Genomic DNA, 25,368 nt, shown 5'->3' with positions numbered 1-25,368 from the left:
CTGCTAAGCATGTTCCGCTACATCTTGCGGCGCCTACTCCAGATGGTCCTGGCCTTCTTCGGGACCACCCTGATCGTCTACGCGCTGATGTTCGCCGGCCAGGGCGATCCCATCCAGGCCCTCGCTGGCGAACGACCGGTGACGGAGGCCCAGCGGGCCTACCTGACGGAGAAGTACCACCTCGACGCCACAGGCGTCGGTGGCTTCTTCTACCGCTACTTCGACTACGTCAGGAGCCTGCTCCAGGGCGACCTCGGCCAGTCCCTGACCGGCCGGCAGATCGGCGACATCCTCCAGGCCGCCTGGCCGGTCACCGTCAAGCTCGCGCTCATCGCGCTCGCCGTGGCGATCATCTTCGGTGTCACCGCGGGAGTGGTCGCCGGCATCCGCCGGGCCAGCATCTTCGACAACTCGACGCTGGTGCTGACCCTGCTGGTGCTGGGCATCCCGACGATCGTGCTGGCGCCGCTCGCGCAGTACCTCCTGGGCGTCAAGTGGCAACTCTTCCCACCCACCGCCGGCTCCCAGCCCACGTTCTACGCGCTGCTGCTGCCCGGCATCGTGCTCGGCTCGCTGTCGCTGGCCACCGCACTGCGGCTCACCCGTACCTCTGTGGCGGAGAACCTGCGCGCCGACTACGTCCGGACCGCCCGGTCCAAGGGCCTGGTCAAGCGCCGCATCGTCACCGTCCACGTGCTGCGCAACTCGCTCATCCCGGTGGTCACCTTCCTCGGTGTGGAACTCGGCAACCTGATGAGCGGCGCGATCATCACCGAGGGCGTCTTCAACATCCCCGGCGTGGGCTTCAACCTCTTCCGCGGCATCCGCACCGAGGACGGCCCCCTGGTGGTGGGCATCGTCAGCGTGCTCGTCGTGGTCTACCTGGTCTCGAACCTGGTGGTGGACGTCCTGTACGCCGTACTCGACCCGAGGATCCGCTATGAGTGAGCGCAGCGAACGAATCGTCAGCGCAGCGTGCCTGGGCTCTCAGGCCGGCAACGAGCGCAGCGAGGTGCCGGCATGAGTGACTTCGAAACTGTGGCGGCCACCGAGAACCAGGCCGCGCGGCGTGGCCCCTCGGGCGAGCCGGGCACCCCGAACCAGATCGGCGCTCCGCAGAAGCCGCGCAGCCTCGCCGGAGACGCCTGGCGCGACCTGCGCCGCAACCCGATCTTCTGGATCTCGTCGGTGCTTGTCGTCATCTTCACCCTGATGGCGCTGGCTCCCGGCATCTTCACCGCCAACAGCCCGAACGACTGCCTGCTCTCCCGGCAGCACGCCGGGCCGTCCGGCGGGGCCATCTTCGGGTACGACTTCCAGGGCTGCGACACGTACTCCCGGGCGGTCTACGGCACGCGGGCCTCGCTCCTGGTCGGCGCGCTCGCGGCGCTGGGCACCGGCGTCATCGCGCTTGTCGTCGGAATGCTGGCCGGGTACTTCGGCCGCTGGGTCGACGCCGTGCTCTCCCGGGTGATCGACGTGGTGCTCGGCATTCCGCTGCTGCTGGCCGCCATCGTGCTGCTCAAGCGGGTGTCCAGCGACAGCGAGAACGCCCGGATCGCCGCGGTGATCTTCGTGCTGGCCATCCTGGGCTGGACCACCGCCGCCCGGGTGGTGCGTTCCTCGGTGATCACCGCCAAGGAGCAGGACTACGTGGCGGCGGCCCGGATGCTCGGCGCCGGCAACGGCCGGATCATGTGGCGGCACATCCTGCCGAACTCGCTGGCCCCGGCCATCGTCGTGCTGACCATCGCGCTCGGCTCGTTCATCGCCGCCGAGGCGACCCTCTCCTTCCTGGGCATCGGCCTGAAGGCGCCGACCATCTCCTGGGGCCAGGACATCGACACCGGACGCATCCACATGCGGGAGGCGGCGACGCCGCTTGTCGTCCCGTCGGCCTTCCTCGCGCTCACCGTGCTGGCGTTCATCATGCTCGGCGACGCGATCCGTGACGCCTTCGACCCGAAGCTGCGGTGATCAACTCATGACCGTCGAACCCACCCCCGCCTCCGCCACACCCGAGGGCGGCCACCTGCTGGAGCTGCGGGACCTGCACGTCGAGTTCCGGACCAACGAGGGCGTCGCCCGGGTCATCAACGGGGTGTCGTACCACCTGGACGCCGGTGAGACCCTCGCGGTGCTCGGCGAGTCCGGCTCGGGCAAGTCCGTCACCGCCCAGGCGATCATGGGCATCCTGGACACCCCGCCGGCGTTCGTCCGCTCCGGTCAGATCCTCTACCGGGGTCAGGACCTGCTCACCAGCTCCGAGGAGCAGCGCCGGCAGGTCCGTGGCAAGGAGATCGCGATGATCTTCCAGGACGCGCTCTCCGCGCTCAACCCGGTCTTCCCGGTGGGCTGGCAGATCGGCGAGACACTGCGCCAGCGCTCCGGCATGTCTCGTGGCGACGCCCGCCGCCGGGCGATCGAGCTGATGGACCTCGTCAAGATCCCGGGCGCCGCGAAGCGGATCGGCGACTACCCGCACCAGTTCTCCGGCGGCATGCGGCAGCGCGTCATGATCGCCATGGCGTTGGCGCTGGACCCGAAGGTCCTGATCGCCGACGAGCCCACCACCGCGCTCGACGTCACAGTGCAGGCCCAGATCATGGACCTGCTCGCCGACCTGCGCCGCGACCTCAACATGGCGATGATCCTGATCACCCACGACCTGGGCGTGGTCGCCGGCGTCGCGGACCGGATCGCGGTCATGTACGCCGGCCGCATCGTCGAGCACGCCGACGTCCGCTCGCTGTACAAGGCGCCGGCCCACCCGTACACGAAGGGGTTGCTGGAGTCGATCCCGCGGATGGACGTGCGCGGCCAGGAACTGGCGACGATCAAGGGTCTGCCACCGAACCTGATGCGCATCCCCTCCGGCTGCCCGTTCCACCCCAGGTGCCCGTACGTGCAGCAGGTCTGCGTGGACGTGGTGCCGCACGACCTGGTCCTCGGCGACGGCCGGACCAGCGCATGCCACTTCGCGCAGGAGGTCCGTGATGACAGCGCCCGCTAGCCCCACCAAGGTCCGCGGCGAGACCATCCTCTCCGTCGACAACCTGGTGAAGCACTTCCCGATCAGTCAGGGCGTGCTGTTCCAGCGGCAGGTCGGCGCGGTCAAGGCCGTCGACGGGGTGAGCTTCGAGCTGCGCCGGGGCGAGACGTTGGGCGTGGTCGGCGAGTCCGGCTGCGGCAAGTCCACCCTCGCCCGGCTGCTGATGCGCCTGGAGACGCCCACCTCCGGGCGGGCCACCCTCGAGGGCAAGGACCTGTTCAAGGCCTCCGGGGGCGAGCTGCGCCGGCTCCGCCGCAACATGCAGATGGTCATGCAGGACCCGTACACCTCGCTGAACCCGCGGATGACTGTCGGCGACATCATCGGCGAGCCCTTCGAGATCCACCCCGACGCGGCGCCCAAGGGCAGCAAGCAGAAGCGGGTCCAGGAGTTGCTGGACGTGGTCGGGCTCAACCCGGAGCACATCAACAGGTACCCGCACCAGTTCTCCGGCGGTCAGCGCCAGCGCATCGGCATCGCCCGCGCCCTGGCGCTCCGCCCGGAGATCATCGTCTGCGACGAGCCGGTGTCCGCGCTCGACGTCTCCATCCAGGCCCAGGTGATCAACCTGCTGGAGCAGCTCCAGGACGAGTTCGGCCTGTCGTACATCTTCATCGCGCACGACCTGTCAGTCGTCAGGCACATCGCCGACCGCGTCGCGGTGATGTACCTCGGTCGGATCGTCGAGATCGGCACCGAGGACGAGATCTACGAGCGGCCGACGCACCCGTACACCCAGGCGCTGCTCTCGGCCGTGCCGGTGCCGGACCCGGAGGTACGCGACCAGCGCACCATGATCCGGTTGGTAGGCGACGTGCCCAGCCCGGCCGACCCGCCGTCCGGCTGCCACTTCCGCACCCGCTGCTGGAAGGCCCAGGAGATCTGCGCGATCGAGGACCCGCAGTTGGTCGAGCGGGCCGCCGATCCGCACCCGTCCGCCTGCCACTTCGCCGAACTCCGCCCCGCCACCCCCGCCTGACCCCAGCCCGACCTCCGACCCGACCTCGACCGTTGATCATGAAGTTATTGCCCTGCACATCGGCGTGTCAGGGCAATAACTTCATGATCGACGAGGTCGGAGCCCTCGGGGTCAGTGGAAGAAGTGGCGGGTACCGGTCAGGTACATCGTCACGTCTGCCTTCTTGGCCGCTTCGATGACCTCCTCGTCGCGGATGGAGCCGCCGGGCTGCACGATGGCGCGGACCCCGGCGTCGATGAGGATCTGCGGGCCGTCGGCGAACGGGAAGAACGCGTCGGACGCGGCCACCGAACCCCGCGCCCGGTCGGCGCCGGCCCGGCTGACCGCGAGCCGCGCCGAGTCGACCCGGTTCACCTGACCCATGCCGACGCCGACCGTCGCGCCGCCCCTGGCGAGCAGGATCGCGTTGCTCTTCACCGCGCGCACCGCCCGCCAGGCGAACGCGAGATCACGCAGCAGCTCCTCGTCGGCGGCCTCACCGGTCGCCAACTGCCAGTTCGCCGGGTCGTCGCCGGAGGCGTCCACCCGGTCGGCGACCTGAGCCAGCACGCCGCCGGTCACCTGCCGCCACTCGACAGTCGCCGGGGTCCAGGACGGCGCGCGCAGCAGCCTGATGTTCTTCTTGCCCTGCAACACCTCGACCGCGCCCTCGTCGAAGCCGGGGGCGACCACCACCTCGGTGAAGATGTCGGCGACCTGCCGGGCCAGCTCGACCGAGACCGGCCGGTTGACAGCGATCACGCCACCGAACGCCGACACCGGGTCGCAGGCGTGCGCGAGGCGGTGTGCCTCGGCCACGTCGGCGCCCACCGCGATGCCGCACGGGTTGGCGTGCTTGATGATCGCCACCGCCGGCTGGTCGGCGAAGTCGTTGGCGGCCCGCCAGGCGGCGTCCGCGTCGACGTAGTTGTTGTACGACATCTCCTTGCCGTGCAACTGCTCGGCCTGGGCCAGCCCCGCCGGGGCGTCCGGGTCGCTGTAGAGCGCTGCCGGCTGGTGCGGGTTCTCGCCGTAACGCAGCACCGTCGACTTGCGCAGCGCCGAACCGGTGAACGCCGGCCAGGAGTCGTCGGCCGGCGCCAACTCCCGGGCGCACCACTGGGCGACGGCCACGTCGTACTCGGCGATGTCGGCGTACGCCCGGGCGGCCAGCGCGCGACGCTGGGCCAGGGTGAACCCACCTTCGCTGAGCGCGCCGAGCAGCGCCGGGTACCCGGCCGGGTCCGTGAGCACAGCGACCGAGGCGTGGTTCTTGGCGGCGGCCCGCACCATGGCCGGGCCACCGATGTCGATCTGCTCCACGCACTCCTCGACGCCGGCGCCGGAGGCGACAGTCGCCTGGAACGGGTAGAGGTTGGAGACCAGCAGGTCGAACGCCGCCACCCCCAGCTCGTCGAGCTGCGCGACGTGGGTGTCCTTGCGCAGGTCGGCCAGGAGGCCGGCGTGCACCTTCGGGTGCAGGGTCTTCACCCGGCCGTCGAGCACCTCGGGGAAACCGGTCACCGTCTCCACGGGCGTCACCGGCACACCGGCGGCGGCGATGGCGCCGGCCGTGCTGCCGGTGGACACGATCTCCACACCGGCGGCGTGCAGGGCCTGGGCCAGCTCGACCAGCCCGGTCTTGTCGTAGACGCTGACCAGCGCCCGCCTGATCGGGCGGCGCCCGTCCTGAGTGGGACTCACGGAACCGTGACCTTCCTTCCGGTGATGGTCCAGCCTTCGCGGACCAGGCGACCGACCTGCTCGACGAGCTGGCGCCGCTCGGCTTCCTTGATGCGCTCGGTAAGCGTGTCCACGTCGTCGTCGTCGAGCACCGGCACCGCGACCTGCGCGACGATCGGCCCGGTGTCCATCCCCGCGTCGACGAAGAAGAGGGTGGCGCCGGTGAGCTTCACGCCGTAGGCGAGCGCGTCACGCGGGCCGTGGATGCCGGGGAACGCCGGCAGCAGGGTGTTGTGGGTGTTCAGGTAGCGGTCGCCGAACGCGGCGAGGAAGTGCGGGCCGACCAGCTTGAGGAAACCGGCGGAGATGACCAGGTCGGGTTGGTGCTTCGCGACGTGCGCGGTGAGCGCCCGATCCCAGTCCTCCCGGGTGTCGTGGTCGCGGACCCGCTCGACGAACGTCGGCACGCCGGCCGCGGCGGCCCGGTCCAGGCCCGCGATGCCGTCGCGGTCCGCGCCTACCGCGACGACCTGCGCGCCGTACGCGGGGTCGGCGGCGGCGTCCAGCAGGGCTTGCAGGTTGCTCCCGGAGCCGGAGACGAGGACGACGATGCGGGCGGCGGACGCGGGCTCGGTCACCGGGCCACCCTATCGGGCACTTCAGCACTCCCTCCGGCTGGGAGGCGCCGATCTCTGACAGTGCGGACGTGCATCGACCCGGTACGCTGCCGGTCGCTCGGGCCGGACGTCGTGCCGGCCCGCACCCCCGTCACTGATCCGGCACGCCAGCCGTGTCGTTGGAATGAGGAGCACCCCCATGCAGCCGGGTACCCACCCCCACCAGCAGCCGCCCGTCAACAACAACATGGCGATGTCGATCGTCGCCATCTTCCTCTTCTGGCCGCTGGCCATTCCGGCGATCATCAACGCCTCGAAGGTCAACCCGCTGCTCCAGCAGGGCGACTACGCGGGCGCCCAGGCCGCCGCCGCGGAGTCGCGCAAGTGGTCGAAGTGGGCGCTCATCGTGGGCATCGGCTGGTATGTCGTCGCCCTGCTGTGCTGTGCGTTGGGCGGTCTGGGCGCGATCATGAGTGGGAACAGCAGCACCAACTGACGGAACAAGCCCCAAGGAGCTTCTCGAATGCAGCCCGGTAACCCCGGTCAGGACCCGTACGGCCAGCAGCCCAACCAGGACCCGACCGCCCCCCAGCCGCCGCACGACCCGTACGCCCCGCCGCCGGCCGCCCCGTACGGCCAGCAGCCGACCTCCGGGCAGCCCTACGGCCAGCAGCCGCAGGACCCGTACTCGGCGCCGCAGGCCCCGTACGGTCAGCAGCCGCCGGCGCCGTACGGGCAGCAGCCCCACGACCCGTACGGCCAGCAGCAGCCGCAGTACGGCGCACCGACGTACCCGAACGCCGGCTACCCGCAGGCCCAGGGGCAGAACAACACCCTCGGTCTGGTGTCGATGATCCTCGGCATCGCGTCGATTCCGCTGGTCTGCTGCCTCTACCTGGGCATCCCGGTGGGCATCGCGGGCGTGGTGACCGGTTACCTCGCCAAGCAGAAGGTCGCCCAGGGCCAGGCCAACAACGCCGGGCAGGCGAAGGCCGGCCTGATCTGCGGCGCGGTCGGCGTCGGGCTCGGCATCCTGCTGATCATCCTGAGCATCGTGGCGAACGTCGCGCTGCCGACCCAGCCCTGACCGGTCGGGTCTCGACGGGGCGCTCCGGACTTCTCCGGGGCGCCCCGCGCTCGTCTACGGCGCGGACGGCCCGGTGAGTGCCCGGGTCGCGGCGGCGCCGATCAGCGCACCGACCGCGATGACACAGGTGGCCACCGCGGCGACCTGCCAGGCCACCGGCCCGAGCTGGGTGAGCCGGCCGGCGCCCAGCGGCCCGGCGGAGACCTTCGCGGCCACGCCGAGCAGCACGCCGGCAACCGGCCCGGCCAGTGCCGCCGGCACCAGCAGGTCGGCCCAGCGCCGCGAGGTCCGTTCGCGGCCGTGCTGCGCCTCGGCGTCCACGCCGCCGATCCTGGCCCGCTCGGGCCCGGCGTGCCGGGCCGTGCGCCGGGCGAGCAGCCAGCCGGCCACCATCCCGGCCAGCACCGGCACCGCGAGCAGCAGAGCGCCGAGGCCGTCCACCGGGCCGCGCGGCAGGCCGGCGAGCAACGGTACGGCCGGCAGCGCGCCCACCGAGACCTCACTCGTCCGGATCGCGGTGTCGGTGCCGACGGCGAAGCCCGGCCCGAGCAGGTAGCTCGTCGACCAGATCGCCGCGTTCGGCGCGTACGCCACGCTGACCAGGGTGATCCCGGCCTGCCCGGCCACCCCGGTGCGGTACGCCCCGATCATGTCCGCCGCGTCCCCGCCGCCGGTGGCCACGGCAAGTCCGGCCGCGCCGGCGCCCGCGCCCAACAGCAGGAGCCCCGCCACCAGGCCGGTGCGGACGCCGTCGCGCAGCCGGGCCGGCATCCGGTCGACGAGCAGCCGGGTGACGGCGGTGATCCGGGTCGCGCCGACGAGCGCGGCGAGCGTGCCTACCGCCGCGAAGGTGGCTGCCGCCCGGACCGGGGAGGCAGCCGGGCCACCGACGCCGACGAGCACCGCGGCGAGCGCGCCGAGCAGCGCGTACGCGATGCCGACCGCGCCCGCGGCGAGTAGCGCCCGGCGCGGTGAGCGGGTGTCCCGGGCGCCGATGGCGCGGCTGACGTGCACGCCGGCCCGGGTGAGTCGCCAGATCGCGAGCACGGTGAGCGCCAGCGGGGCGAGCCCGAACGGGCCGGCCTCGGTGTGCAGCGGCACCCCGTGCCCGACCAGCCAGCCGGCGAGCGCGGTGCGCAGGGCGCCGCCGAGCGTGGCGCCCTCCGCGCCGAGCTGCACGAGCGCGAGCACGATGGCGACCGGCAGGTACGACGTGAGGGCGGCCCAGCCGGCGGCGACCCCGGCGGCGACGGGTAGCGGCGCCCGCCCGCGCGGCGACCCACCGGTGCGGGGCGCGGGCACCCGTCGGGCCGGCGTGGCGCGGTCGACCGGCCGGTCGTCGGCGCGGACACCGCCGGGACGGCTGGGACGGTCAGGGGTGACGGGGGACATCCGCTCTACTCTGGCACGTCGCGCGGGCCGGAGCAGTCCGTTAACCCGCCCCGAAGGGCGGCGAGTTGACCGAACCCCGGTCCGGGGCGCCCGGTCGGGTCTAGCCTCGGCCCAGAGGGGGCGCGCGTCGCCGGTACCCCGGGTCGGGTCGACAGGTCACGGTCCGGGGCGGTCGCCGCCCACGACCGCCCGGAGGTAGCCGTGACGACCGCATACCCGCCGCCCCCGCCGCCACCGGCGCGGGGACGGGACCGGACGACCCTCTGGGGCGTGCTGGGCATCGTGCTGGGCCTTATCTGCTGCGGCATCCTCGGCATCATCTTCGGCTATCTGTCCATCCGGGACGCCCGGCGGTACGGCCAGTCGCCGGTGCTCGGATACCTCGCCATCGTGTTCGGCGTGATCAACATCATCGGCGGCTCGATCCTGCGTCTCACAGGCAACTACCCGTTCTGGAACAACGACTGAGCGGGTGGTACGACGAAGGGGCCGACCGGTTCCGGTCGACCCCTTCGCTGGTGCCCTGCCGGCTCAGTTGCCGGACATGATCTCCCGCATCAGCTTCGCGGTCTCGGTGGGCGTCTTGCCGACCTTGACGCCGACGGCCTCCAGCGCCGCCTGCTTCGCCTCGGCGGTGCCGGCCGAGCCGGAGATGATGGCCCCGGCGTGGCCCATGGTCTTGCCGGGGGGCGCGGTGAAGCCGGCGATGTAGCCGACCACCGGCTTGGTGACGTTGGCCTTGATGAACTCGGCGGCCCGCTCCTCGGCGTCGCCGCCGATCTCGCCGATCATCACGATGGCGTCGGTCTCCGGGTCGGCCTCGAACGCCTTGAGGGCGTCGATGTGGGTGGTGCCGATGATCGGGTCACCGCCGATGCCGACGCAGGTGGAGAAGCCGATGTCGCGCAGCTCGTACATCATCTGGTAGGTCAGCGTGCCGCTCTTGCTGACCAGGCCGATCCGGCCGGAGCCGGTGATGTCGGCCGGGATGATGCCGGCGTTGGACGCGCCGGGCGAGGCGATGCCGGGGCAGTTCGGCCCGATGATGCGGGTCCGCTCGCCCTGCGCCAGGTTGTACGCCCAGAACGCGGCGGTGTCGTGCACCGGCACGCCCTCGGTGATCACCACGGCAAGGCCGATCGCGGCGTCGATCGCCTCGACGACGGCGGCCTTGGTGAACTGCGGCGGCACGAAGATGACTGTGACGTCGGCTCCGGTCTCGGCCATGGCGTCCGCCACGGACGCGAAGACCGGCAGCTCGGTGCCGTCGAAGTCGACAGTCTGACCCGCCTTGCGCGGGTTGACGCCGCCCACCACGTTGGTGCCGGCGGCGAGCATCCGCCGGGTGTGCTTGGAGCCCTCGGAACCGGTCATCCCCTGGACGATGACCTTCGAGTCCTTGGTCAGCCAGATAGCCATGATCAGACCCCCGCAGCTGCCAGCTCGGCGGCCCGCTCGGCCGCGCCGTCCATGGTGTCCACCCGCTGTACGAGCGGGTTGTTCGCGCCGTCCAGGATCGCCCGGCCGGCTTCGGCGTTGTTGCCGTCGAGGCGGACGACGAGCGGCTTGGTGACCTGCTCGCCGCGCTGCTCCAACAGGGCCAACGCCTGGATGATGCCGTTGGCGACCTCGTCGCAGGCGGTGATGCCGCCGAAGACGTTGACGAAGACGCTCTTCACCGCCGGGTCGGAGAGCACGATCTCCAGCCCGTTCGCCATCACCGCGGCGCTCGCGCCGCCGCCGATGTCGAGGAAGTTGGCGGGCTTGACGTTGCCGTGCCGCTCACCGGCGTACGCGACCACGTCGAGGGTCGACATGACCAGACCCGCGCCGTTGCCGATGATGCCGACCTCGCCGTCGAGCTTGACGTAGTTGAGGTCCTTCTCCTTGGCGGCCTGCTCCAGCGGGTCCACGGCGGCCTGGTCGACCAGGGCCTCGTGGTCCGGGTGCCGGAACGCGGCGTTCTCGTCCAGGCTGATCTTGGCGTCGAGCAGGAGCATCCGGCCGTCACCGTTCTTGGCGAGCGGGTTGACCTCGACCAGTGTGGCGTCCTCGGCGACGAACGCCTGCCAGAGGCCGACGGCGATCTCGACGACCTGGTCGGCGACCTCGGCCGGGAAGCCGGCAGCGGTCACGATCTCGCGGGCCTTGGCCTCGTCCACGCCCTTCACGGCGTCGATCGGGGCCTTCACGACCTTGTCGGGGGTCTCGGCGGCGACCTGCTCGATGTCCATGCCGCCGGCGACGCTGGCGATGCAGAGGAAGGTGCGGTTCGCCCGGTCGAGCAGGTACGAGAAGTAGTACTCCTCGGCCACGTCCGCGGTCACCGTGATCATGACCTTGTGGACGGTGTGACCCTTGATGTCCATGCCGAGGATGTCGGTGGCCCGAGCCACCGCCTCATCCGGGCCCTCGGCCAGCTTGACGCCGCCGGCCTTACCTCGGCCGCCGACCTTCACCTGCGCCTTGACGACCACACGACCGCCGAGGCGTTCGGCGATCGCGCGGGCCTCTTCGGGGGTAGTGGCGACGCCGCCGGCCAGCACGGGCAAGCCGTGCCGCTCGAACAGGTCCCGCCCCTGGTACTCGTACAGGTCCACGATTGCGCGTCCCGTCCCGTCTCCGCGGCGCGCCGTCGCGCCGCCACCAGCGTTCAGAAAACAGTTTGACGCCTGTCATCACTTGACACAGGCCATTGGCCGCAGCCTAGCGAGGTGGGCACGGCCGGCAACCGAGCGGGTGCACGGTGTGCGGTAATGCACAACCCGGCCGTACGCGGGGCGGGTTTCGGTGCCGACACGCACGGTGTCAGCCGTCCGGGCGATGTTGCAGGGGGTGCGTAACCCGCCTGACGGGGCGTCGTTGAGTCAGGTGTCGGAGCGCTGCACAGCGCGATGACGGGAGACGGCCGATGCCCTGTCGGTCGAGGGGTGGCGGCGGGGCATCGTGCATAGAGGGGCCGGACGTGTGAGGGGTGCGTCCGGCCCCTCCCCCGTGCCCGGACCGGCCCGACGACCCGCGCCGGTACGTGTCAGGCGACCGGCTGCGCCACGTTCTCCCGGACCCACTCGACGATCGCCTGCGTGGTGGCCCCCGGCGTGAAGATCTTGGCGACGCCCAGCTTCTCCAGCTCGGGGATGTCGCCGTTGGGGATGATGCCGCCGCCGAACACGACGATGTCCCGCGCGTCCCGCTCGCCGAGCAGCTCCAGGACGCGACGGAAGAGCGTCATGTGCGCGCCGGACAGCACGGAGAGGCCTACCGCGTCGGCGTCCTCCTGGATGGCGGTCTCCACGATCTGCTCCGGAGTCTGGTGCAGACCGGTGTAGACGACCTCCATGCCGGCGTCACGAAGGGCGCGCGCGACGACCTTGGCGCCCCGGTCGTGGCCGTCCAGGCCTGGCTTCGCGACGACGACCCGAATACGAGAGCTCATCAACGCACACCTTTCACCGGCTCCACGGCCTTCACCTGAACGAACGGTAACCCGGCCGACCGGGCCCGGGAAATCCGGGCCGGGAAACCCGCCGGCGCGACTCAGCCGGGGCGAGGCCGGCGGCCCTCGTCGTCAAGCCGGACGACTCCGCCGGACCGGTCACGCTCGGCGACGAACGGGCAGTAACAGGGGCACCGTTCGACGGTGCGATGCGTGACAATCATGGACGCAAACGGACAGATCGACACGCCAATTATTCGCTCTGGCTTGTGACTCGCCTGGTGGTTGGCTAACGTGTCCACGGTTGTCATCAGGTCCATGGACGGGTGACGACGCGGTCAGCGGACGTTCAACGAAGCTTCACGAACGCCCACCGGCCGCCTCGGAACCCCGACAACGGAGGGTGTGCGTGCGCCAGCGCCTGTCGTCTGAGCCCGATCGATATCGCGGTCGCCGCCGCGTACCCACCCCACCCCGCAGCCGCTACGCCGCGGTCGTCACCACGGCGTTCGTCGGAGCCGGCATCGTCGCGCTCGGCGCGAGCGCCCTGCCGGACGCCAAGGACGTCAGCCCGTCGGTCCTCGACGAGCTCAAGCAGGCGTCGGTCACCAGTCAGGACGCCGCGGCCCGCGCCGACAACGCCGACCGCGCCTCCCGGGACAGCCGGGGCAAGGAGGCGGCCGAGCGCGAGGTCTGGCTGCTGCCGCTGCAGGGCTACGACTTCAACTCCCCGTACGGGCTGCGCTGGGGCAAGATGCACACCGGCGTCGACCTGGTCGTTCCGGAGGGCACGCCGTACGTGGCGGTGCACGACGGCCTGGTCACCAAGGCCGGCTGGTTCGGCGGGTACGGCAACGCGGTGATCGTCCAGCACGCCGACGGCACCGAAGCGATCTACGGCCACTCCTCGGCGGTCACCGTGAAGGAGGGGCAGCAGGTCAAGGCGGGCGACCAGCTCGGTCTGGTGGGTCAGACGGGCCACGCCTACGGCGTCCACCTGCACCTCGAGCTTCATGTCAAGGGCCAGCCGATCGACCCGGTGCCGTTCCTTCAGGAGCGCGGAGTGGACATCAAGCTGCAAGTCGAGGCAATCTACAGCGAGGTAGCCGCGTCCTGACGCTGCGTATCGACCGTTGACCGCCCGGATCTGTCGATCCGGGCGGTTTTTCGTGGGCCGATGTCTGCTGGGTCACAGCGACGACTGTGGCCGACGCCACCCGCCACATAATCACAAATACGGACGGACCGCCGCGAGGTGGGACGTATCAGGGCAGCACGCTGCCGATCCGCCGGACCGTGGTCCGGCCCCGGTACCCGGCCCGAGCCGACCCGACACCAGTATTTCGAGGTCAAGTGCCCCTCGACTGTGAAGGTCCGCCGTGCAGGAAGACAGCCCCGTCCAGAACGAGAACACCCCCGACACCACTGCCGAGTTGCCGCAGCGCCCCGGCCGGCGGAACCGCCTCATCGTGCTCGGCGCGGCCGCCGCTGTCGCGCTCGGTGTGGGCGGCGTCGCCGTCGCCACGACCGGCCCGGACCGCCCGACACCCACCGCCGTCTCCGCCGACGCACAGTCCCGCGCCGAGGCCGCCAGCCGCGCGGACCGGTCGGCCCGCGAGTCGAGCGCGCCCCCGTCGGCCAGCCCGAGCGTGAGCCCGTCCACGGCCAGTGCCAGCCCGACCCCGACGAAGACGGTCACCGCCAAGCCGAAGCCGAAGCCGAAGAAGACCACAAAGCCGACGCCCGCCTGGGTCGACCCGATGCCGGGCGCCTCGGTCACGTCCTGCTACGGACAGCGCTGGGGCACCCTGCACGCCGGCATCGACCTGGCACTGCCCTCCGGCACGCCGATCCGCGCCGCCGCCGCCGGCACCGTCACCCAGGCCGGCGACGCAGCCGACGGGTACGGCAACTCCGTCTTCGTCGACCACGGCAACGGATACCTCACCCACTACGCCCACCAGAGCCGCATCGCGGTCACCGTCGGTCAGAAGGTCAAGGCCGGCCAGGTCATCGGCTACGAAGGCGCCACCGGCGACGCGACCGGCCCGCACCTGCACTTCGAGGTGCACCAGGGAATGTGGAACCAGATCGACCCGGCACCCTTCATGCGCACCCGAGGCGTCAACCTGGGCTGCTGACCCCCGCCCGCCACTCCTGCGCCGATCTTGCACTTTCTGCCGCGACACAAGGGGCATACCCACCCCTGTCACCCACCGGAAGTGCAAGATCGGCGCGGTTCTGGCCGCTAGAGCTTGTCGATCGGGGCGTGGCGTAGCACCAGCCACATGGTCTGGTCGCCGAAGTCGATCTGCGCGCGGGCACCCGGGCCGTGGCCCTCGACGGCGAGCACGCGGCCCAACCCGTACCGCTGGTGGTTGACCCGGTCACCGGCGGACACCTTCGGCCCCTGCGGCAGCTCACTGGCCGTGGTCAGCCGGCTGGCGTCCACGCCGAGCCGCTGGGCCAGCTGCGCCGCCTTCGGCGTACCCCCGGTGAAGGTGCCACGCACGCCTGGCGCGCGGTCCGCGCGACCGCCGACGCCGCCGCCCCCGCCAGCCCACGAGGTGTACGACCCCTCGGTGCGCTCCCAGTGCACCAACTCCGTCGGCAGCTCCTCCAGGAACCGCGACGGCGGGTTGTAGGCCGGCTGCCCCCACGCCGAGCGGGTCACCGCCCGGGAGAGGTAGAGCCGCTGCCGGGCACGGGTGATGCCCACGTACGCCAGACGGCGCTCCTCCTCCAGCTCGCGGGTGTCGCCAAGCGAACGCAGGTGCGGGAAGACGCCGTCCTCCAGCCCGGTCAGGAACACCACAGGGAACTCCAGGCCCTTGGCGGTGTGCAACGTCATCAGGGTGACCACACCCTGGTGGTCGGGGTCGTCCGACGGGATCTGGTCGGCGTCCGCTACCAACGCGACCTGCTCCAGGAAGCCGGCCAGGGTGGCCCGCTCGCCGTCGTCGCCTGTCGCCTCGATGCGCTCGGTGTACTCCCGGGCGACGCTCACCAGCTCCTGGAGGTTGTCCACCCGGCCGGCGTCCTGCGGGTCCAGGCTCTCCTCCAGTTCGGTGAGGTAGCCCGAGCGGGTCAGCAGCGCCTCCAGCACCTCCTCCGGGGTGCCGGTCTCGGCCAGCTCACGGGCGCCGTCGAGCAGCGCGACGAAGTCGGCGATGCCGTTGGCCGCCCGGGTGGAGATGCCCGGCGCCTCCCGGGCCCGGCGCAGCGCCGCGCCGAACGAGATCCGGTCGCGGCTGGAGAGCGCCTCCACGCACGCCTCGGCGCGGTCGCCGATGCCCCGGCGAGGGGTGTTCAGCACCCGCCGCAGGCTCACCGTGTCGTCGTCGTTGACCACCGACCGCAGGTACGCCAGGGCGTCGCGGACCTCCTTGCGCTCGTAGAAGCGCACCCCACCGACCACCTTGTACGGAAGGCCGACGCGGATGAACACCTCCTCGAAGACGCGGGACTGGGCGTTGGTGCGGTAGAAGACCGCGACGTCGCCCGGTCGGGTCTCGTCGGCGTCGACGAGTCGGTCGATCTCGCGGGCCACCCAGTCGGCCTCGGCGTGCTCGGTGTCGGCGACGTACCCGACGATCCGCTCGCCGGCACCGGCCTCGCTCCACAGCCGCTTCGGCTTGCGGGAGGTGTTCCGGTCGATCACCGCGTTGGCGGCGTTGAGAATCGTCTGGGTGGAGCGGTAGTTCTGTTCCAGCAGGATCGTCCGCGCGTCGGTGAAGTCCCGTTCGAACTCCAGGATGTTGCGGATCGTCGCGCCCCGGAACGCGTAGATCGACTGGTCGGCGTCACCGACCACGCACAGCTCGGCCGGCTCCAAGCCCTCGGTGCCGGACACCAGCTCCTTGATCAGGACGTACTGGGCGTGGTTGGTGTCCTGGTACTCGTCCACGAGCACGTGCCGGAACCGCCGCCGGTAGCTCTCCGCGACGTGCGGGTGGGACTGGAGCAGGTGCACCGTCGTCATGATCAGGTCGTCGAAGTCCAGTGCGTGCGCCTCGCGCAGCCGGCGCTGGTAGAGCGTGTACGCCTCGGCAAGCGCCCGTTCGTTGGGCCCGCTGGCCCGCGCGGCGAACTGCTCCGGGTCGACCAGCTCGTTCTTCAGGTTGGAGACCTGGGCGGCCAACCCGCGCGCCGGGTAACGCTTCGGGTCGAGGTCCAGCTCGCGGGCGACCAGTTGCATCAGCCGCCGGGAGTCGTCCGCGTCGTAGATCGAGAAGGTCGACTTGAGGCCTGCGTGCTCGTGCTCGGCGCGCAGGATCCGGACACAGGCGGAGTGGAACGTCGACACCCACATCAGGCGGGCCCGCGGGCCGACGAGCGCGGCGACGCGCTCCTTCATCTCGCCCGCCGCCTTGTTGGTGAAGGTGATCGCGATGATCTCCCCGGGGTGGACGTCCCGGGCGGCGAGCAGGTAGGCGATCCGGTGGGTGAGCACCCGGGTCTTGCCGGAACCAGCGCCGGCGACGATCAGCAGCGGCGAACCGGCGTGACTGACCGCGTCACGCTGCGGACCGTTCAGCCCGGCGAGCAGCTGCTGCGGGTCGAGGCGGACGGCGGGCGGCCGGGGCCGGTCCGGACGGGCCGGAGCGGACTCCGGCGCAGGCGGGGACGCGGGAATGTCGAAGAGAGGATGCATCGCGCAGCAAGTCTATGCCGCCGGCCGGACACTTCCCGCCCGCCGGTCCCGCGCCCGATGCCCTCTGTTGGTGCCGAATCCTTGCGCACCGACCACGGTCGTGGGCATACTCGACGGCGTGATCGCTGCGCGCTACTACTTTTACTACGGCACCGGGAGTCCGGCTGCCGTAGGTCGCGCCTGATCGATCAGACCTGCGAACAGCCCCGGGCTCCTGGAGTCCGGGGCTTTTTCGTCCCGGGTTCCGGGCACCGGGCACCACAGTGCGAGAGGTACCCGATGATGACAGACGTGGTGGAGCAGAGCGGCAACCCGAGCCGACCGGTGGCCGAGCAGTCCCCGGCGAACGGGAGCGAGCCGGCGGTGGTGTCGCCGAGCGGGGGCGACGGGCCGGGCGAGGCACGCACCGGCACGGCGGAGCCGACGGCCGCCGCCCGGATCGTGCAGATCAGGGAACGGATCGACGAGATCGACCACGCGCTCATCTCGCTCTGGCAGGAGCGGGCGACGCTGTCCCAGGAGGTCGGGGTCACCCGGATGGCCTCCGGCGGGACGCGGCTCGTGCTCTCCCGGGAGCGGGAGATCCTGGAACGCTTCCGGACCGCGCTCGGCGCGGACGGCACCCAACTGGCACTGCTGCTGCTGCGGGCGGGTCGCGGCCCGCTGTGAGGGGCCCCGGCGGCGTCGTGGGCGTCCGACCCCACCCCCGGACAGCCCCGGGGGTGGGGTCGCGCACGGCGCCGTACGGACGGAACCGCCTGCCGTCGTCGTACTGACGTCGGCAGGCGGTTCCGGGGACCTCACACCTCGTGCGTGGCGACGATCTCGCGCTTCTCGGCGAAGTGGCAGGCGCTCGGGTGGTCCGAGCCCTGCCGGACCTCCAGCAGCGGGACCTTCTCGGCGCAGACATCCTGCGCCTTCCAGCAGCGGGTCCGGAACCGGCAGCCCGAGGGCGGGCTGATCGGCGACGGCACGTCACCCGTGAGCCGGATGATCGTCTTGTTGTGCCGCTGGGTCGGGTCCGGCACCGGCACGGCCGAGAGCAGCGCCTGGGTGTACGGGTGCGTCGGCCGCTCGTAGATCTCGTCCTCGGTGCCGATCTCGACGATCTTGCCGAGGTACATGACCGCGACCCGGTCCGACAGGTGCCGGACCACTGACAGGTCGTGCGCGATGAAGACGTACGACAGCCCGAACTCGGACTGCAACTGCTCCAGCAGGTTCATGACCTGGGCCTGGATGGACACGTCGAGCGCCGACACCGGCTCGTCGCAGACGATGACCTCCGGGCGCAGCGCCAGGGCGCGGGCGATGCCGATGCGCTGGCGCTGACCGCCGGAGAACTGGTGCGGGTACCTGTTGATGTGCTCCGGGTTGAGCCCGACCAGGTCGAGCAGCTCCTTGACCTTGCTGCGCCGGCTGCCCCTCGGTGCCACCTCCGGGTGGATCTCGAAGGGCTCACCGATCAGGTCGCCGACGGTCATCCGCGGGTTCAGCGAGGTGTACGGATCCTGCATGACCAGCTGGATCTGTCGACGCAGACGGCGCAGCGCGCCACCGGACAGCTTGGAGATGTCCTGGCCCTTGTAGACCACGCTGCCGGCGGTCGGCTTCTCCAGGTTCATCAGAACCCGGGCGAGTGTCGACTTGCCGCAGCCGGACTCGCCGACCACGCCGAGCGTCTCACCGGCACGCAGGCCGAACGAGACCCCGTCCACCGCCTTGACCTGGCCGACGGTCTTCTTGAACACCACACCCTGGGTGACGGGGTAGTGCTTGACCAGGTCACGGACCTCGATGATGTTCTCAGTCACGGTTCACCAGCTCCTCGGCGAAGTGGCAGGCGCTGGCCCGGGCGTTCCCCACCTGCAGCAGCGGCGGGACCTTCTCCCGACACACCGGCTGGGCCATGGGGCAGCGCGGGTTGAACGGGCAGCCCGGCGGGATGTTCATCAGGTTCGGCGGGAGGCCCTTGATCGTCCGGAGCTGCTGCCCCTTCTCGTCCATCCGCGGGATCGAGTCGATCAGACCCATCGTGTACGGGTGCGCCGGCTTGGCGTACAGGTCGTACACGTCGGCTTCCTCGACGATCCGGCCCGCGTACATGACCGCGATCCGGTCCGCGACGTCGGCGACCACGCCGAGGTCGTGGGTGATCAGGATCATGCCCATGTGGCGCTCACGCTGGAGCTCGGCGAGCAGGTCCATGATCTGGGCCTGCACGGTCACGTCGAGCGCGGTGGTCGGCTCGTCCGCGATCAGCACCTCCGGGTCGAGCGCCAGCGACATCGCGATCATCGCGCGCTGCCGCATACCGCCGGAGAACTGGTGCGGATAGTTGTTGAACCGGCCCTTGGCGTTCGGGATCTTGACCTGGTCGAGCATCTCGATCGCGCGCTTCTTGGCCTCGGCGCGGCCCAGGCCCCGCCGGACGCGGAACTGCTCGGCGATCTGGAACCCGACGGTGAAGACCGGGTTCAGCGCGGAGAGCGCGTCCTGGAAGATCATCGCGATGCCCTCGCCGCGGATGCGGCGGCGTTCCTCGCTGGACATGCGGAGCATGTCCTTGCCGTGGAAGCGGACCTGCCCACCGGTGACGAACCCCGGGGGCGTGTCGAGGATGCCCATGATGGTCTGCGCCGTGACGCTCTTGCCGGAGCCGGACTCGCCGAGCACGGCGAGGGTCTCCCCCGCGTCGACGTGGTACGTGACCCCGTTGATGACCTTTGCGACGCCGTCCCGGGTGCGGAACTCCACCCGCAGGTCGTCGACCTCGAGCAGCCGGCCGGAGGGACGTCCGGACCCGCCGGATCCCGGCGCGGACTGCTCGGACACGAGAATGTCGGACAACTGGATCTCCCCTAGCGGAGTTTCGGATCGAGGGCCTCGCGGACCGCCTCACCGAGCATCACGAAGCTCAGCACTGCGGTGACGAGGAACGCGGCGGGGAAGAACACCAGCCCCGGCGCGACCCGGATGAACTGCTGCCCGTCACTGATCATGATGCCCCAGGACACCACGGGCGACTTCAGGCCGACACCGAGGAAGGACAGCGTCGCCTCGGCACCGATGAACGAGCCGACCATGATCGTGCCGTAGACCAGCAACGGGGCCAGGCAGTTCGGCAGCAGGTGCTTGAGGATGATCCGGCCGGTGCCGGCACCCAGCGCCCGAGCCGCGACGATGTAGTCGGCCTCCTTGGTGGCGAGCACCGAGGAGCGCATCAGCCGCATCACGACCGGCCAGCTCAGCACGGTCAGGGAGACGATGACGAGGCCCATGATCTCGGCCTTGCTGTTGCTCGTGCCCGAACCGTTGAACGTGGTCAGGATGACGATCGCGCCGAGCACGAACGGCAGGCCGAAGAACACGTCGGCGATCCGGCTGAGCAGACCGTCGACCCAGCCACCGCGGTAGCCGGCGATGATGCCCATCGTGCCACCGACCAGCAGGGTGCCGAGTACGGAGAGCACTGCCACCACGATTGAGGCCCGCGCGCCGTAGATGACCCGGGCGTAGACGTCCCGGCCCTGCACGTCGTAGCCGAACCAGCCGTTCGCCGACGGCTTGTCGAGGCTGCGGGACAGGGAGCCGTTGACCGCGTCGCCCGGAGCGAACAGCGCCGGGAAGGCCGCCATCAGCAGGAAGACGACGATCAGCGTGGCCGAGATCCAGAACAGCGGCTTGCGCCGAAGGTCCCGCCAGGCGTCACCCAGCAGGCCGCGCGGCTTCTCCTTGCTCTGCGGCCCCTGGGTGGCGGGGGCGGGAGAGTCGGTCGGGTGCGCGGCGGGGGTGCTGACGATCGATGCGGTACTCGGGTCACTCATAGCGGATCCTTGGGTCCAGGGCGGCGTAGAGCAGGTCAACCAGCAGGTTCATCACGAGATAGACCAGCACCAGGACGACCACGATCCCTACCACGGTAGCGCTCTCCTTGGTGACGATCGCGCGGAAGACCTGGCGGCCGATTCCGTTGATCCCGAAGATGCCTTCGGTGACGATCGCGCCGCCCATCAGGGCACCGAGGTCGGTGCCGAGCAGGGTGACCACCGGGATGAGCGAGTTGCGCAGCAGGTGCACGCCCACCACCCGGCGCATCGGGAGGCCCTTGGCGATGGCGGTACGCACGTAGTCGGCACGGCGGTTCTCCGCGATGCTCGTTCGTGCGACCCGGGCTATGTACGCCACTGACGCGCTGCCGAGCACGAAGCCCGGCACGATCAGTTCGGAGAACCGCATCTCCGAGGAGACGGTCGGCTTGATGATGCCCCACTGAACGCCCAGCAGCCACTGGAGCAGGAAGCCGATGACGAAGACCGGCAGCGCGATCAGGAAGAGGGTCGAGACCAGAACGAGGTTGTCCAGGAAGCCGTTGCGCCGAAGACCTGTCAGTACGCCGGCGCCGAGGCCGATGACGGCCTCGATGGCGAGCGCCACCAGGGCCAGCTTCAGGGTGTTGGGGTACGACGTCAGGATGATGTCGCTGATCTCGCGCTGCGAGAACGTCTGACCGAAGTCGCCCTGGAGCAGGTTCTTCATGTAGTTGGCGTACTGCACGAAGACGTTCTGGTCGAGGTGGTACTTCTCGGTCATGAACGCGATGTACTGATCCGGGCAGCGACGCTCACCGCACTTGCCAGCGAACGGATCGCCCGGGACGGCCCAGACGAGGGCGTAGATCAGGAACGTCGTACCGATGAAGACCGGCACGAGTTGGAGCAGCCGTCTCAACAGATAACGGCCCATGGGGTGGTCCTCCAGACAGGGGGCGCGTCGGACGGCCGACACGGTGGTGACAACGTGGCGAGTGGAGTGTTGTAACACCCAATCGCGGAACGGCCCCGGGTCGGGCTCACCGGATGTGGCGAGCCCGACCCGGGGTCAGACCGTTCGGATCAGAGCTCGACCGAGGTGATGTCGAGTTCACCGACGTTGTTCAGCTCGAGCTTCTTGATCTTCTCCGAGTGGCCGGACTGCTGGCCGTAGAAGTAGATCGGGATGGTCGGAACGTCCTTGTCGACCAGCTCGACAGCCTTGGCGAACGCCTCGTGCGAGGCCTCCAGGCTCGGTGCGGCGCTTGCCTGCTTGGCGAGCGTGTCGACCTCCTTGTTGCTGTAGAGGCCGTCGTTCGAGGAGCCACCGGTGATGAAGAGCGGGTTGACCCAGTTCTCCACGTCCGGGTAGTCCTGCTGCCAGGCAGCGCGGTACAGACCGGTCATCTTGTGGGCGTTGACGTTCTGGCGGAAGACCGCGAAGGTCGGCACGCCCTCAGCCCGAGCCTCGATGCCGAGGTTGGTCTTGATCTGCTGCGCAACGGCGTCCATCCAGTCCTTGTGGCTGGAGTCGGCGTTGTAGTAGAGGACCATCTCGCCGGTGAAGCCACCGGCCTCGGTCAGCAGCTGCTTGGCCGTCGTCGGGTCGAACTTGCAGGCGGTGCAGTTACCCGGCTTGGCGCCCGGGGTCAGCGGGTTCGCCCAGCTGTCGGCCGGCTTGCGGGTACCGAAGAAGATCTTGTCCGAGATCTCCTGCCGGTTGATCGACAGCGACACCGCGCGACGCAGCTTGGGGTCCTGGAAGCGCTTGTCGTAGAGCGGGAACGCGATGAACGCGGTCGACGGCGTGGTGGTCGACAGGCCCCGGTCACCGAGGTCGGTCTTCCACTTGTCACCGGCGAGAGCCGAGGTGGGGATGGTCTCGAGGAAGTCGAGGTTGTTGGCGAGCACGTCGTTGTACGCGGCGTTCTCGTCCTGGTACAGCTTGACGTCGACGTCCTTGATCTTCATCTTGTCGCGCAGGTTGTAGTCGTCGAAGCGCGTCAGCTTGATGAGGACGTTGTCCTCCCACGACACGAACTTCACCGGGCCGTTACCGATCGGCTTCTTGCCGAAGTCCTCGGGCTTCATGGTGAAGAAGGCGTCCGGCAGCGGCATGAAGGCGCTGTAGCCGAGCTTGGTCGGGAAGACCGCGGTCGGGGCCGCCAGGGTGACCTCGAACGTCTGCTCGTCGATGACCTTCAGGCCGGACATCTCCTTGGCCGACGGCTCCGGGGCCTTCTTCGGGCCGTCCGGGCCGTCCGGGTCCTCGGTGTAGGTCTTGTCGAAGCCCGCGATGTCCGCGAAGAAGGTGCCGTTCTGCGCACCGTTCGGCGAGTAGGCGGCCCAGTTCCAGGCGTCGACGAAGTTCTTCGCCTTCACCTCGGTACCGTCGTGGAACTTGGTACCCTTCTTGATCTTGATCGTGAAGACCTTGGAGTCCTTGGTGTCGATGGACTCGGCCAGCGCGTTGCGCGGGGCCCCACCGTCGTTCGGGTACTCGACCAGGCCGGTCCACAGCCAGTCGACGATCTTGCCGCCGCCGGTCTCCGTGGTGTTCGACGGGACCATCGGGTTCTCCGGCTGGACGCCGTGGATAACGATCGAGCCGTCCTTGCTGGCGGCGGCGTCGCCGTCGCCGTCACCGCTCGAGCAACCGCTCGCGACAAGCGCGGCAGCCGCGCTGAGCGCGATCGCGCTCGTCGCCCGCTTCGAGACTCTCATTCCGAGGGGCCTCCTCTTTCTAACCTGGTTCCGTCGTGGGTTTCACGCACGTCTTGGGGGTGACACCGCCCGACCACCCCGGGGGCGCGGGTCGTCGGGATCACAGGGAAGTTGGAGACACACCCCTGATGTTCCGATCCGCCGGGCTGCCCACCGCCGAGGCGTGGCCCTACGCAGGCGACACGGCCACGATCCGCCGTGGAAACAGCGAGGGTCGTGGTCGTGGACCGTACGGGGTGCCACACACCGAGGGTGAGGTGCTGCCACTGTGACACCCACCGGCCGCTTCCGTGAAGGTGCCGTTATCAAGCCGTTAGTTGCCCGCCACGTTGCCGATACTTGAAAAATGATCATAAAGGGGTCGGGTCGGGCAGCCCTGAGCAGGAAATACGTCGACGAACCGGCCAGGACGGCGGTAAGGGGGCGGGCGTCGTGTGAGGTTTTCGCGCTTCGTCCGGCCTGAAACACGCTCTCGTTATCTGTCCGTCCGGCTGACCTGGGCTTCCTCCGCGCGGCCAAGATCGTCGGCTGGGTGGCCGAGGGCGTCCGGGCTGCTCGTCTGATCCTCGACGGCGGCGCGCGGAACGGCATCGCGCCGCCGCCGGGCCACGAACGGCACCGGCCCCGACACCGCGCGAGGCGGAGCCGGGGCCGGGTGGAGCCGGAGTGGATCAGGCGGTGAAGCGGACCTTGCGACGGCGGACCATCAGCACGGCCACCGCACCCGCGGCGAGCAGCAGCACGCCAGCGGTCGCCGCCGCCGCGATCGGCGAACCGGTGAGCGGCAGGGCGCCGCCACCGCTGGCCGGCGAGGTGGACGGCGCCGGGCTGACCGGCGACGCGGTGGCCGTCGGGGTGCCGGACGGAGTCGGCGACGCCGACACGGTCGGGGTGGGGGTCGGGCTCGACGGGACCGCCGTGAACGACGCCGCGGCCTTGGCGGTGACCGTCGCGCCGGTGCTACCGCCGAGGATCAGCTTCTGCGCCTTCTTGGTGCCGGTGAACAGGAACACCCGGCCGAAGGAGACCGAGTCCTGCGCGGTGAGCGTCACGTTCACCGTGCCGGCGCCCTCGGCGGTCAGCCAGAACTGCCCGCCGTTGGCGATCGTGGTGACCGGCTTGCCCTCGGCGTCGACGGCCGCGCCGCCGGTGGCGGCGACGGTGATGGCGCCCGCCGGGCCCTTCACCGTGAACGGGCCGGCCTTCGCGCCGACCGTGGCGGTGGCGTTGGCCGGGTCGACGGACAGCTCGGCCCGCGGCTCCGGCTGGTCGGTGGCGTTCTTGACCAGGTAGTCACGGACCTTCGTGATCACCTCGTACTGGTCGCGGGCCAACAGGCCCTTCTCCCAGGCGCCCAGCTCGATGCCGTCGCTGAAGTGCCAGACGGCGGTCTGGGTGCCGAAGTAGAGCAGGGTCTCCAGCCGCTTCTTGCCGATCTTCGTGTCGACGCCGGCGGCGGCGAGAAGCTTCGCGGAGTCGGCGTTCGGGTAGCCGTGGGTGAGCACCCACTGCACCTTGCCGAGGTTCTTCACCTGGGACTCGTCCCAGGTGCCCTCCTCGTACTTGCCGTCCAGCTTCACCGCGGTGCGGTAGTCGATGCAGAACGCCGGCACCAGCTTGCCGTCGATCTTGAGCGCCAGCGCCGACGTGGTGCGCGGCTTACCGTCGAGCTTCAGGGTCACCTCGGTGCCCTCGACCGCCTTGGCCACACCGGTGGCCGGGGCCGCGGAGGCGGCACCCGCCACGCCGAACGCCAGCGCGCCACCGGCCACGGCCGCCAACGCGACCCGAGCCCAACGTCGTCCTCGTTGTCCGAACATCAAGATTCGCGTACCTCTCCCCCAGGGGTGACCCGCTCGCGCGGGCACACGTGAGCCGCAGCCTCCGCGGGATGCTCAGCACCCACGCGCGGAGACGGGACCGGGGCAGTATGGAGTGAGGGCTGATCGTTTG

Annotated in this window: 24 protein-coding genes; 11 read left to right on the top strand and 13 right to left on the bottom strand. The window is 70.2% G+C overall.

What is annotated here, in order from left to right; genetic code table 11:
* Positions 1–9 precede the first annotated feature (9 nt).
* The 4 genes from ACFY1S_RS11685 (at position 10) to ACFY1S_RS11670 (ending at position 4,031) form a co-directional block, all read left to right on the top strand.
* Positions 10–948, top strand: a complete 939-nt coding sequence (locus ACFY1S_RS11685) for an ABC transporter permease (RefSeq protein ID WP_387115710.1) — start codon at positions 10–12, stop codon at positions 946–948.
* A gap of 72 nt (positions 949–1,020) precedes the next feature.
* Positions 1,021–1,977: an ABC transporter permease gene (locus tag ACFY1S_RS11680; RefSeq protein ID WP_387115707.1), complete on the top strand. Its 957-nt coding sequence runs from the start codon at positions 1,021–1,023 to the stop codon at positions 1,975–1,977.
* Between the two features lie 7 nt (positions 1,978–1,984).
* Entirely contained in the window at positions 1,985–3,013 is a 1,029-nt protein-coding gene (locus ACFY1S_RS11675) for an ABC transporter ATP-binding protein (protein ID WP_387115704.1), read from the top strand.
* Positions 2,997–4,031 (top strand): ABC transporter ATP-binding protein, encoded by a 1,035-nt coding sequence (locus ACFY1S_RS11670; protein ID WP_387115701.1) that lies wholly within the window; start codon positions 2,997–2,999, stop codon positions 4,029–4,031. The genes ACFY1S_RS11675 and ACFY1S_RS11670 overlap by 17 nt, the downstream gene beginning before the upstream one ends.
* 111 nt (positions 4,032–4,142) lie before the next feature.
* On the opposite strand, the gene purH is transcribed toward ACFY1S_RS11670, so the two are convergent.
* Positions 4,143–5,714 carry a bifunctional phosphoribosylaminoimidazolecarboxamide formyltransferase/IMP cyclohydrolase gene (gene purH, locus ACFY1S_RS11665; RefSeq protein WP_387115698.1) on the bottom strand — a complete coding sequence of 524 codons (1,572 nt, stop codon included), beginning with the start codon at positions 5,712–5,714 and terminating at the stop codon, positions 4,143–4,145.
* The gene (gene purN, locus ACFY1S_RS11660) at positions 5,711–6,331 is read right to left on the bottom strand and encodes a phosphoribosylglycinamide formyltransferase (protein WP_354824084.1); all 621 of its coding nucleotides are present in this window, start codon (positions 6,329–6,331) and stop codon (positions 5,711–5,713) included. Before purN ends, purH begins: the two co-directional genes overlap by 4 nt.
* Positions 6,332–6,509: 178 nt before the next feature.
* Here purN and ACFY1S_RS11655 point away from each other — a divergent pair, with 178 nt between their 5' ends.
* Both ACFY1S_RS11655 and ACFY1S_RS11650 read left to right on the top strand, forming a co-directional pair.
* The gene (locus tag ACFY1S_RS11655; RefSeq protein WP_364375335.1) at positions 6,510–6,806 is read left to right on the top strand and encodes a CD225/dispanin family protein; all 297 of its coding nucleotides are present in this window, start codon (positions 6,510–6,512) and stop codon (positions 6,804–6,806) included.
* Between the two features lie 27 nt (positions 6,807–6,833).
* Positions 6,834–7,397, top strand: coding sequence for a DUF4190 domain-containing protein (locus ACFY1S_RS11650; RefSeq protein WP_364375338.1), 564 nt, complete (start codon positions 6,834–6,836; stop codon positions 7,395–7,397).
* A gap of 54 nt (positions 7,398–7,451) precedes the next feature.
* On the opposite strand, the gene ACFY1S_RS11645 is transcribed toward ACFY1S_RS11650, so the two are convergent.
* Positions 7,452–8,789 carry a DUF6350 family protein gene (locus ACFY1S_RS11645; protein WP_387115693.1) on the bottom strand — a complete coding sequence of 446 codons (1,338 nt, stop codon included), beginning with the start codon at positions 8,787–8,789 and terminating at the stop codon, positions 7,452–7,454.
* 201 nt (positions 8,790–8,990) lie between these two features.
* On the opposite strand from ACFY1S_RS11645, the gene ACFY1S_RS11640 reads away from it, so the two are divergent.
* A complete protein-coding gene (locus tag ACFY1S_RS11640) occupies positions 8,991–9,257 on the top strand; it encodes a DUF4190 domain-containing protein (protein WP_354888888.1) in 267 nt (88 codons plus the stop codon).
* A 63-nt stretch (positions 9,258–9,320) separates the two neighbouring features.
* Here ACFY1S_RS11640 and sucD read toward each other — a convergent pair whose 3' ends face one another.
* The 3 genes from sucD to ACFY1S_RS11625 all read right to left on the bottom strand — a co-directional run bounded on the left by sucD (position 9,321) and on the right by ACFY1S_RS11625 (position 12,225).
* On the bottom strand, positions 9,321–10,208 hold the full coding sequence (sucD, locus tag ACFY1S_RS11635) for a succinate--CoA ligase subunit alpha (protein ID WP_357991253.1): 888 nt from the start codon (positions 10,206–10,208) through the stop codon (positions 9,321–9,323).
* A 2-nt stretch (positions 10,209–10,210) separates the two neighbouring features.
* Positions 10,211–11,389, bottom strand: a complete 1,179-nt coding sequence (gene sucC, locus ACFY1S_RS11630) for an ADP-forming succinate--CoA ligase subunit beta (protein ID WP_387115689.1) — start codon at positions 11,387–11,389, stop codon at positions 10,211–10,213.
* Between the two features lie 431 nt (positions 11,390–11,820).
* The gene (locus ACFY1S_RS11625; RefSeq protein WP_139584684.1) at positions 11,821–12,225 is read right to left on the bottom strand and encodes a cobalamin B12-binding domain-containing protein; all 405 of its coding nucleotides are present in this window, start codon (positions 12,223–12,225) and stop codon (positions 11,821–11,823) included.
* 409 nt (positions 12,226–12,634) lie between these two features.
* On the opposite strand from ACFY1S_RS11625, the gene ACFY1S_RS11620 reads away from it, so the two are divergent.
* Positions 12,635–13,342: a M23 family metallopeptidase gene (locus ACFY1S_RS11620; protein WP_354824075.1), complete on the top strand. Its 708-nt coding sequence runs from the start codon at positions 12,635–12,637 to the stop codon at positions 13,340–13,342.
* Between the two features lie 262 nt (positions 13,343–13,604).
* Positions 13,605–14,366, top strand: a complete 762-nt coding sequence (locus ACFY1S_RS11615; RefSeq protein WP_387115685.1) for a M23 family metallopeptidase — start codon at positions 13,605–13,607, stop codon at positions 14,364–14,366.
* A 107-nt stretch (positions 14,367–14,473) separates the two neighbouring features.
* On the opposite strand, the gene pcrA is transcribed toward ACFY1S_RS11615, so the two are convergent.
* Complete coding sequence (pcrA, locus tag ACFY1S_RS11610; protein WP_387115682.1) at positions 14,474–16,879, bottom strand: DNA helicase PcrA; 2,406 nt, start codon at positions 16,877–16,879, stop codon at positions 14,474–14,476.
* Positions 16,880–17,158: 279 nt separating this feature from the next.
* Between pcrA and ACFY1S_RS11605 the strand changes: the two genes are divergently transcribed.
* Positions 17,159–17,548 carry a chorismate mutase gene (locus ACFY1S_RS11605; protein ID WP_387115679.1) on the top strand — a complete coding sequence of 130 codons (390 nt, stop codon included), beginning with the start codon at positions 17,159–17,161 and terminating at the stop codon, positions 17,546–17,548.
* A gap of 131 nt (positions 17,549–17,679) precedes the next feature.
* Here the strand turns inward: ACFY1S_RS11605 and ACFY1S_RS11600 are convergent, their stop codons facing one another.
* From ACFY1S_RS11600 to ACFY1S_RS11580, 5 genes are all read right to left on the bottom strand, one after another.
* Positions 17,680–18,693 (bottom strand): ABC transporter ATP-binding protein, encoded by a 1,014-nt coding sequence (locus ACFY1S_RS11600; protein ID WP_387115676.1) that lies wholly within the window; start codon positions 18,691–18,693, stop codon positions 17,680–17,682.
* Positions 18,686–19,714: an ABC transporter ATP-binding protein gene (locus tag ACFY1S_RS11595; RefSeq protein WP_387116056.1), complete on the bottom strand. Its 1,029-nt coding sequence runs from the start codon at positions 19,712–19,714 to the stop codon at positions 18,686–18,688. Before ACFY1S_RS11595 ends, ACFY1S_RS11600 begins: the two co-directional genes overlap by 8 nt.
* Before the next feature lie 26 nt (positions 19,715–19,740).
* Entirely contained in the window at positions 19,741–20,706 is a 966-nt protein-coding gene (locus ACFY1S_RS11590; protein ID WP_364375361.1) for an ABC transporter permease, read from the bottom strand.
* A complete protein-coding gene (locus ACFY1S_RS11585; RefSeq protein ID WP_387115672.1) occupies positions 20,699–21,625 on the bottom strand; it encodes an ABC transporter permease in 927 nt (308 codons plus the stop codon). The genes ACFY1S_RS11590 and ACFY1S_RS11585 overlap by 8 nt, the downstream gene beginning before the upstream one ends.
* 149 nt (positions 21,626–21,774) lie before the next feature.
* Complete coding sequence (locus ACFY1S_RS11580; RefSeq protein WP_387115669.1) at positions 21,775–23,415, bottom strand: ABC transporter substrate-binding protein; 1,641 nt, start codon at positions 23,413–23,415, stop codon at positions 21,775–21,777.
* Positions 23,416–23,543: 128 nt separating this feature from the next.
* On the opposite strand from ACFY1S_RS11580, the gene ACFY1S_RS11575 reads away from it, so the two are divergent.
* Positions 23,544–23,687 carry a hypothetical protein gene (locus ACFY1S_RS11575; protein WP_364375370.1) on the top strand — a complete coding sequence of 48 codons (144 nt, stop codon included), beginning with the start codon at positions 23,544–23,546 and terminating at the stop codon, positions 23,685–23,687.
* Positions 23,688–24,086: 399 nt separating this feature from the next.
* Here ACFY1S_RS11575 and ACFY1S_RS11570 read toward each other — a convergent pair whose 3' ends face one another.
* The gene (locus ACFY1S_RS11570; protein WP_387115665.1) at positions 24,087–25,235 is read right to left on the bottom strand and encodes a Cys-Gln thioester bond-forming surface protein; all 1,149 of its coding nucleotides are present in this window, start codon (positions 25,233–25,235) and stop codon (positions 24,087–24,089) included.
* Positions 25,236–25,368 lie beyond the last annotated feature (133 nt).

Source organism: Micromonospora sp. NPDC000663 (assembly GCF_042898105.1).
Taxonomy (GTDB): Bacteria; Actinomycetota; Actinomycetes; order Mycobacteriales; family Micromonosporaceae; genus Micromonospora.
This window is presented reverse-complemented; position numbering and strand designations above follow the sequence as displayed.

Coding starts and splice junctions, on each gene's coding strand:
- sucD (WP_357991253.1), bottom strand. CDS start 10,208: ATGGCTATCTGGCTGACCAAGGACTCGAAGGTCATCGTCCAGGGGATG.
- ACFY1S_RS11645 (WP_387115693.1), bottom strand. CDS start 8,789: ATGTCCCCCGTCACCCCTGACCGTCCCAGCCGTCCCGGCGGTGTCCGC.
- ACFY1S_RS11580 (WP_387115669.1), bottom strand. CDS start 23,415: ATGAGAGTCTCGAAGCGGGCGACGAGCGCGATCGCGCTCAGCGCGGCT.
- ACFY1S_RS11685 (WP_387115710.1), top strand. CDS start 10: ATGTTCCGCTACATCTTGCGGCGCCTACTCCAGATGGTCCTGGCCTTC.
- ACFY1S_RS11575 (WP_364375370.1), top strand. CDS start 23,544: ATGTTCCGATCCGCCGGGCTGCCCACCGCCGAGGCGTGGCCCTACGCA.
- ACFY1S_RS11590 (WP_364375361.1), bottom strand. CDS start 20,706: ATGAGTGACCCGAGTACCGCATCGATCGTCAGCACCCCCGCCGCGCAC.
- ACFY1S_RS11670 (WP_387115701.1), top strand. CDS start 2,997: ATGACAGCGCCCGCTAGCCCCACCAAGGTCCGCGGCGAGACCATCCTC.
- ACFY1S_RS11675 (WP_387115704.1), top strand. CDS start 1,985: ATGACCGTCGAACCCACCCCCGCCTCCGCCACACCCGAGGGCGGCCAC.
- pcrA (WP_387115682.1), bottom strand. CDS start 16,879: ATGCATCCTCTCTTCGACATTCCCGCGTCCCCGCCTGCGCCGGAGTCC.
- ACFY1S_RS11570 (WP_387115665.1), bottom strand. CDS start 25,235: ATGTTCGGACAACGAGGACGACGTTGGGCTCGGGTCGCGTTGGCGGCC.
- ACFY1S_RS11605 (WP_387115679.1), top strand. CDS start 17,159: ATGATGACAGACGTGGTGGAGCAGAGCGGCAACCCGAGCCGACCGGTG.
- ACFY1S_RS11625 (WP_139584684.1), bottom strand. CDS start 12,225: ATGAGCTCTCGTATTCGGGTCGTCGTCGCGAAGCCAGGCCTGGACGGC.
- ACFY1S_RS11585 (WP_387115672.1), bottom strand. CDS start 21,625: ATGGGCCGTTATCTGTTGAGACGGCTGCTCCAACTCGTGCCGGTCTTC.
- ACFY1S_RS11680 (WP_387115707.1), top strand. CDS start 1,021: ATGAGTGACTTCGAAACTGTGGCGGCCACCGAGAACCAGGCCGCGCGG.
- ACFY1S_RS11650 (WP_364375338.1), top strand. CDS start 6,834: ATGCAGCCCGGTAACCCCGGTCAGGACCCGTACGGCCAGCAGCCCAAC.
- ACFY1S_RS11655 (WP_364375335.1), top strand. CDS start 6,510: ATGCAGCCGGGTACCCACCCCCACCAGCAGCCGCCCGTCAACAACAAC.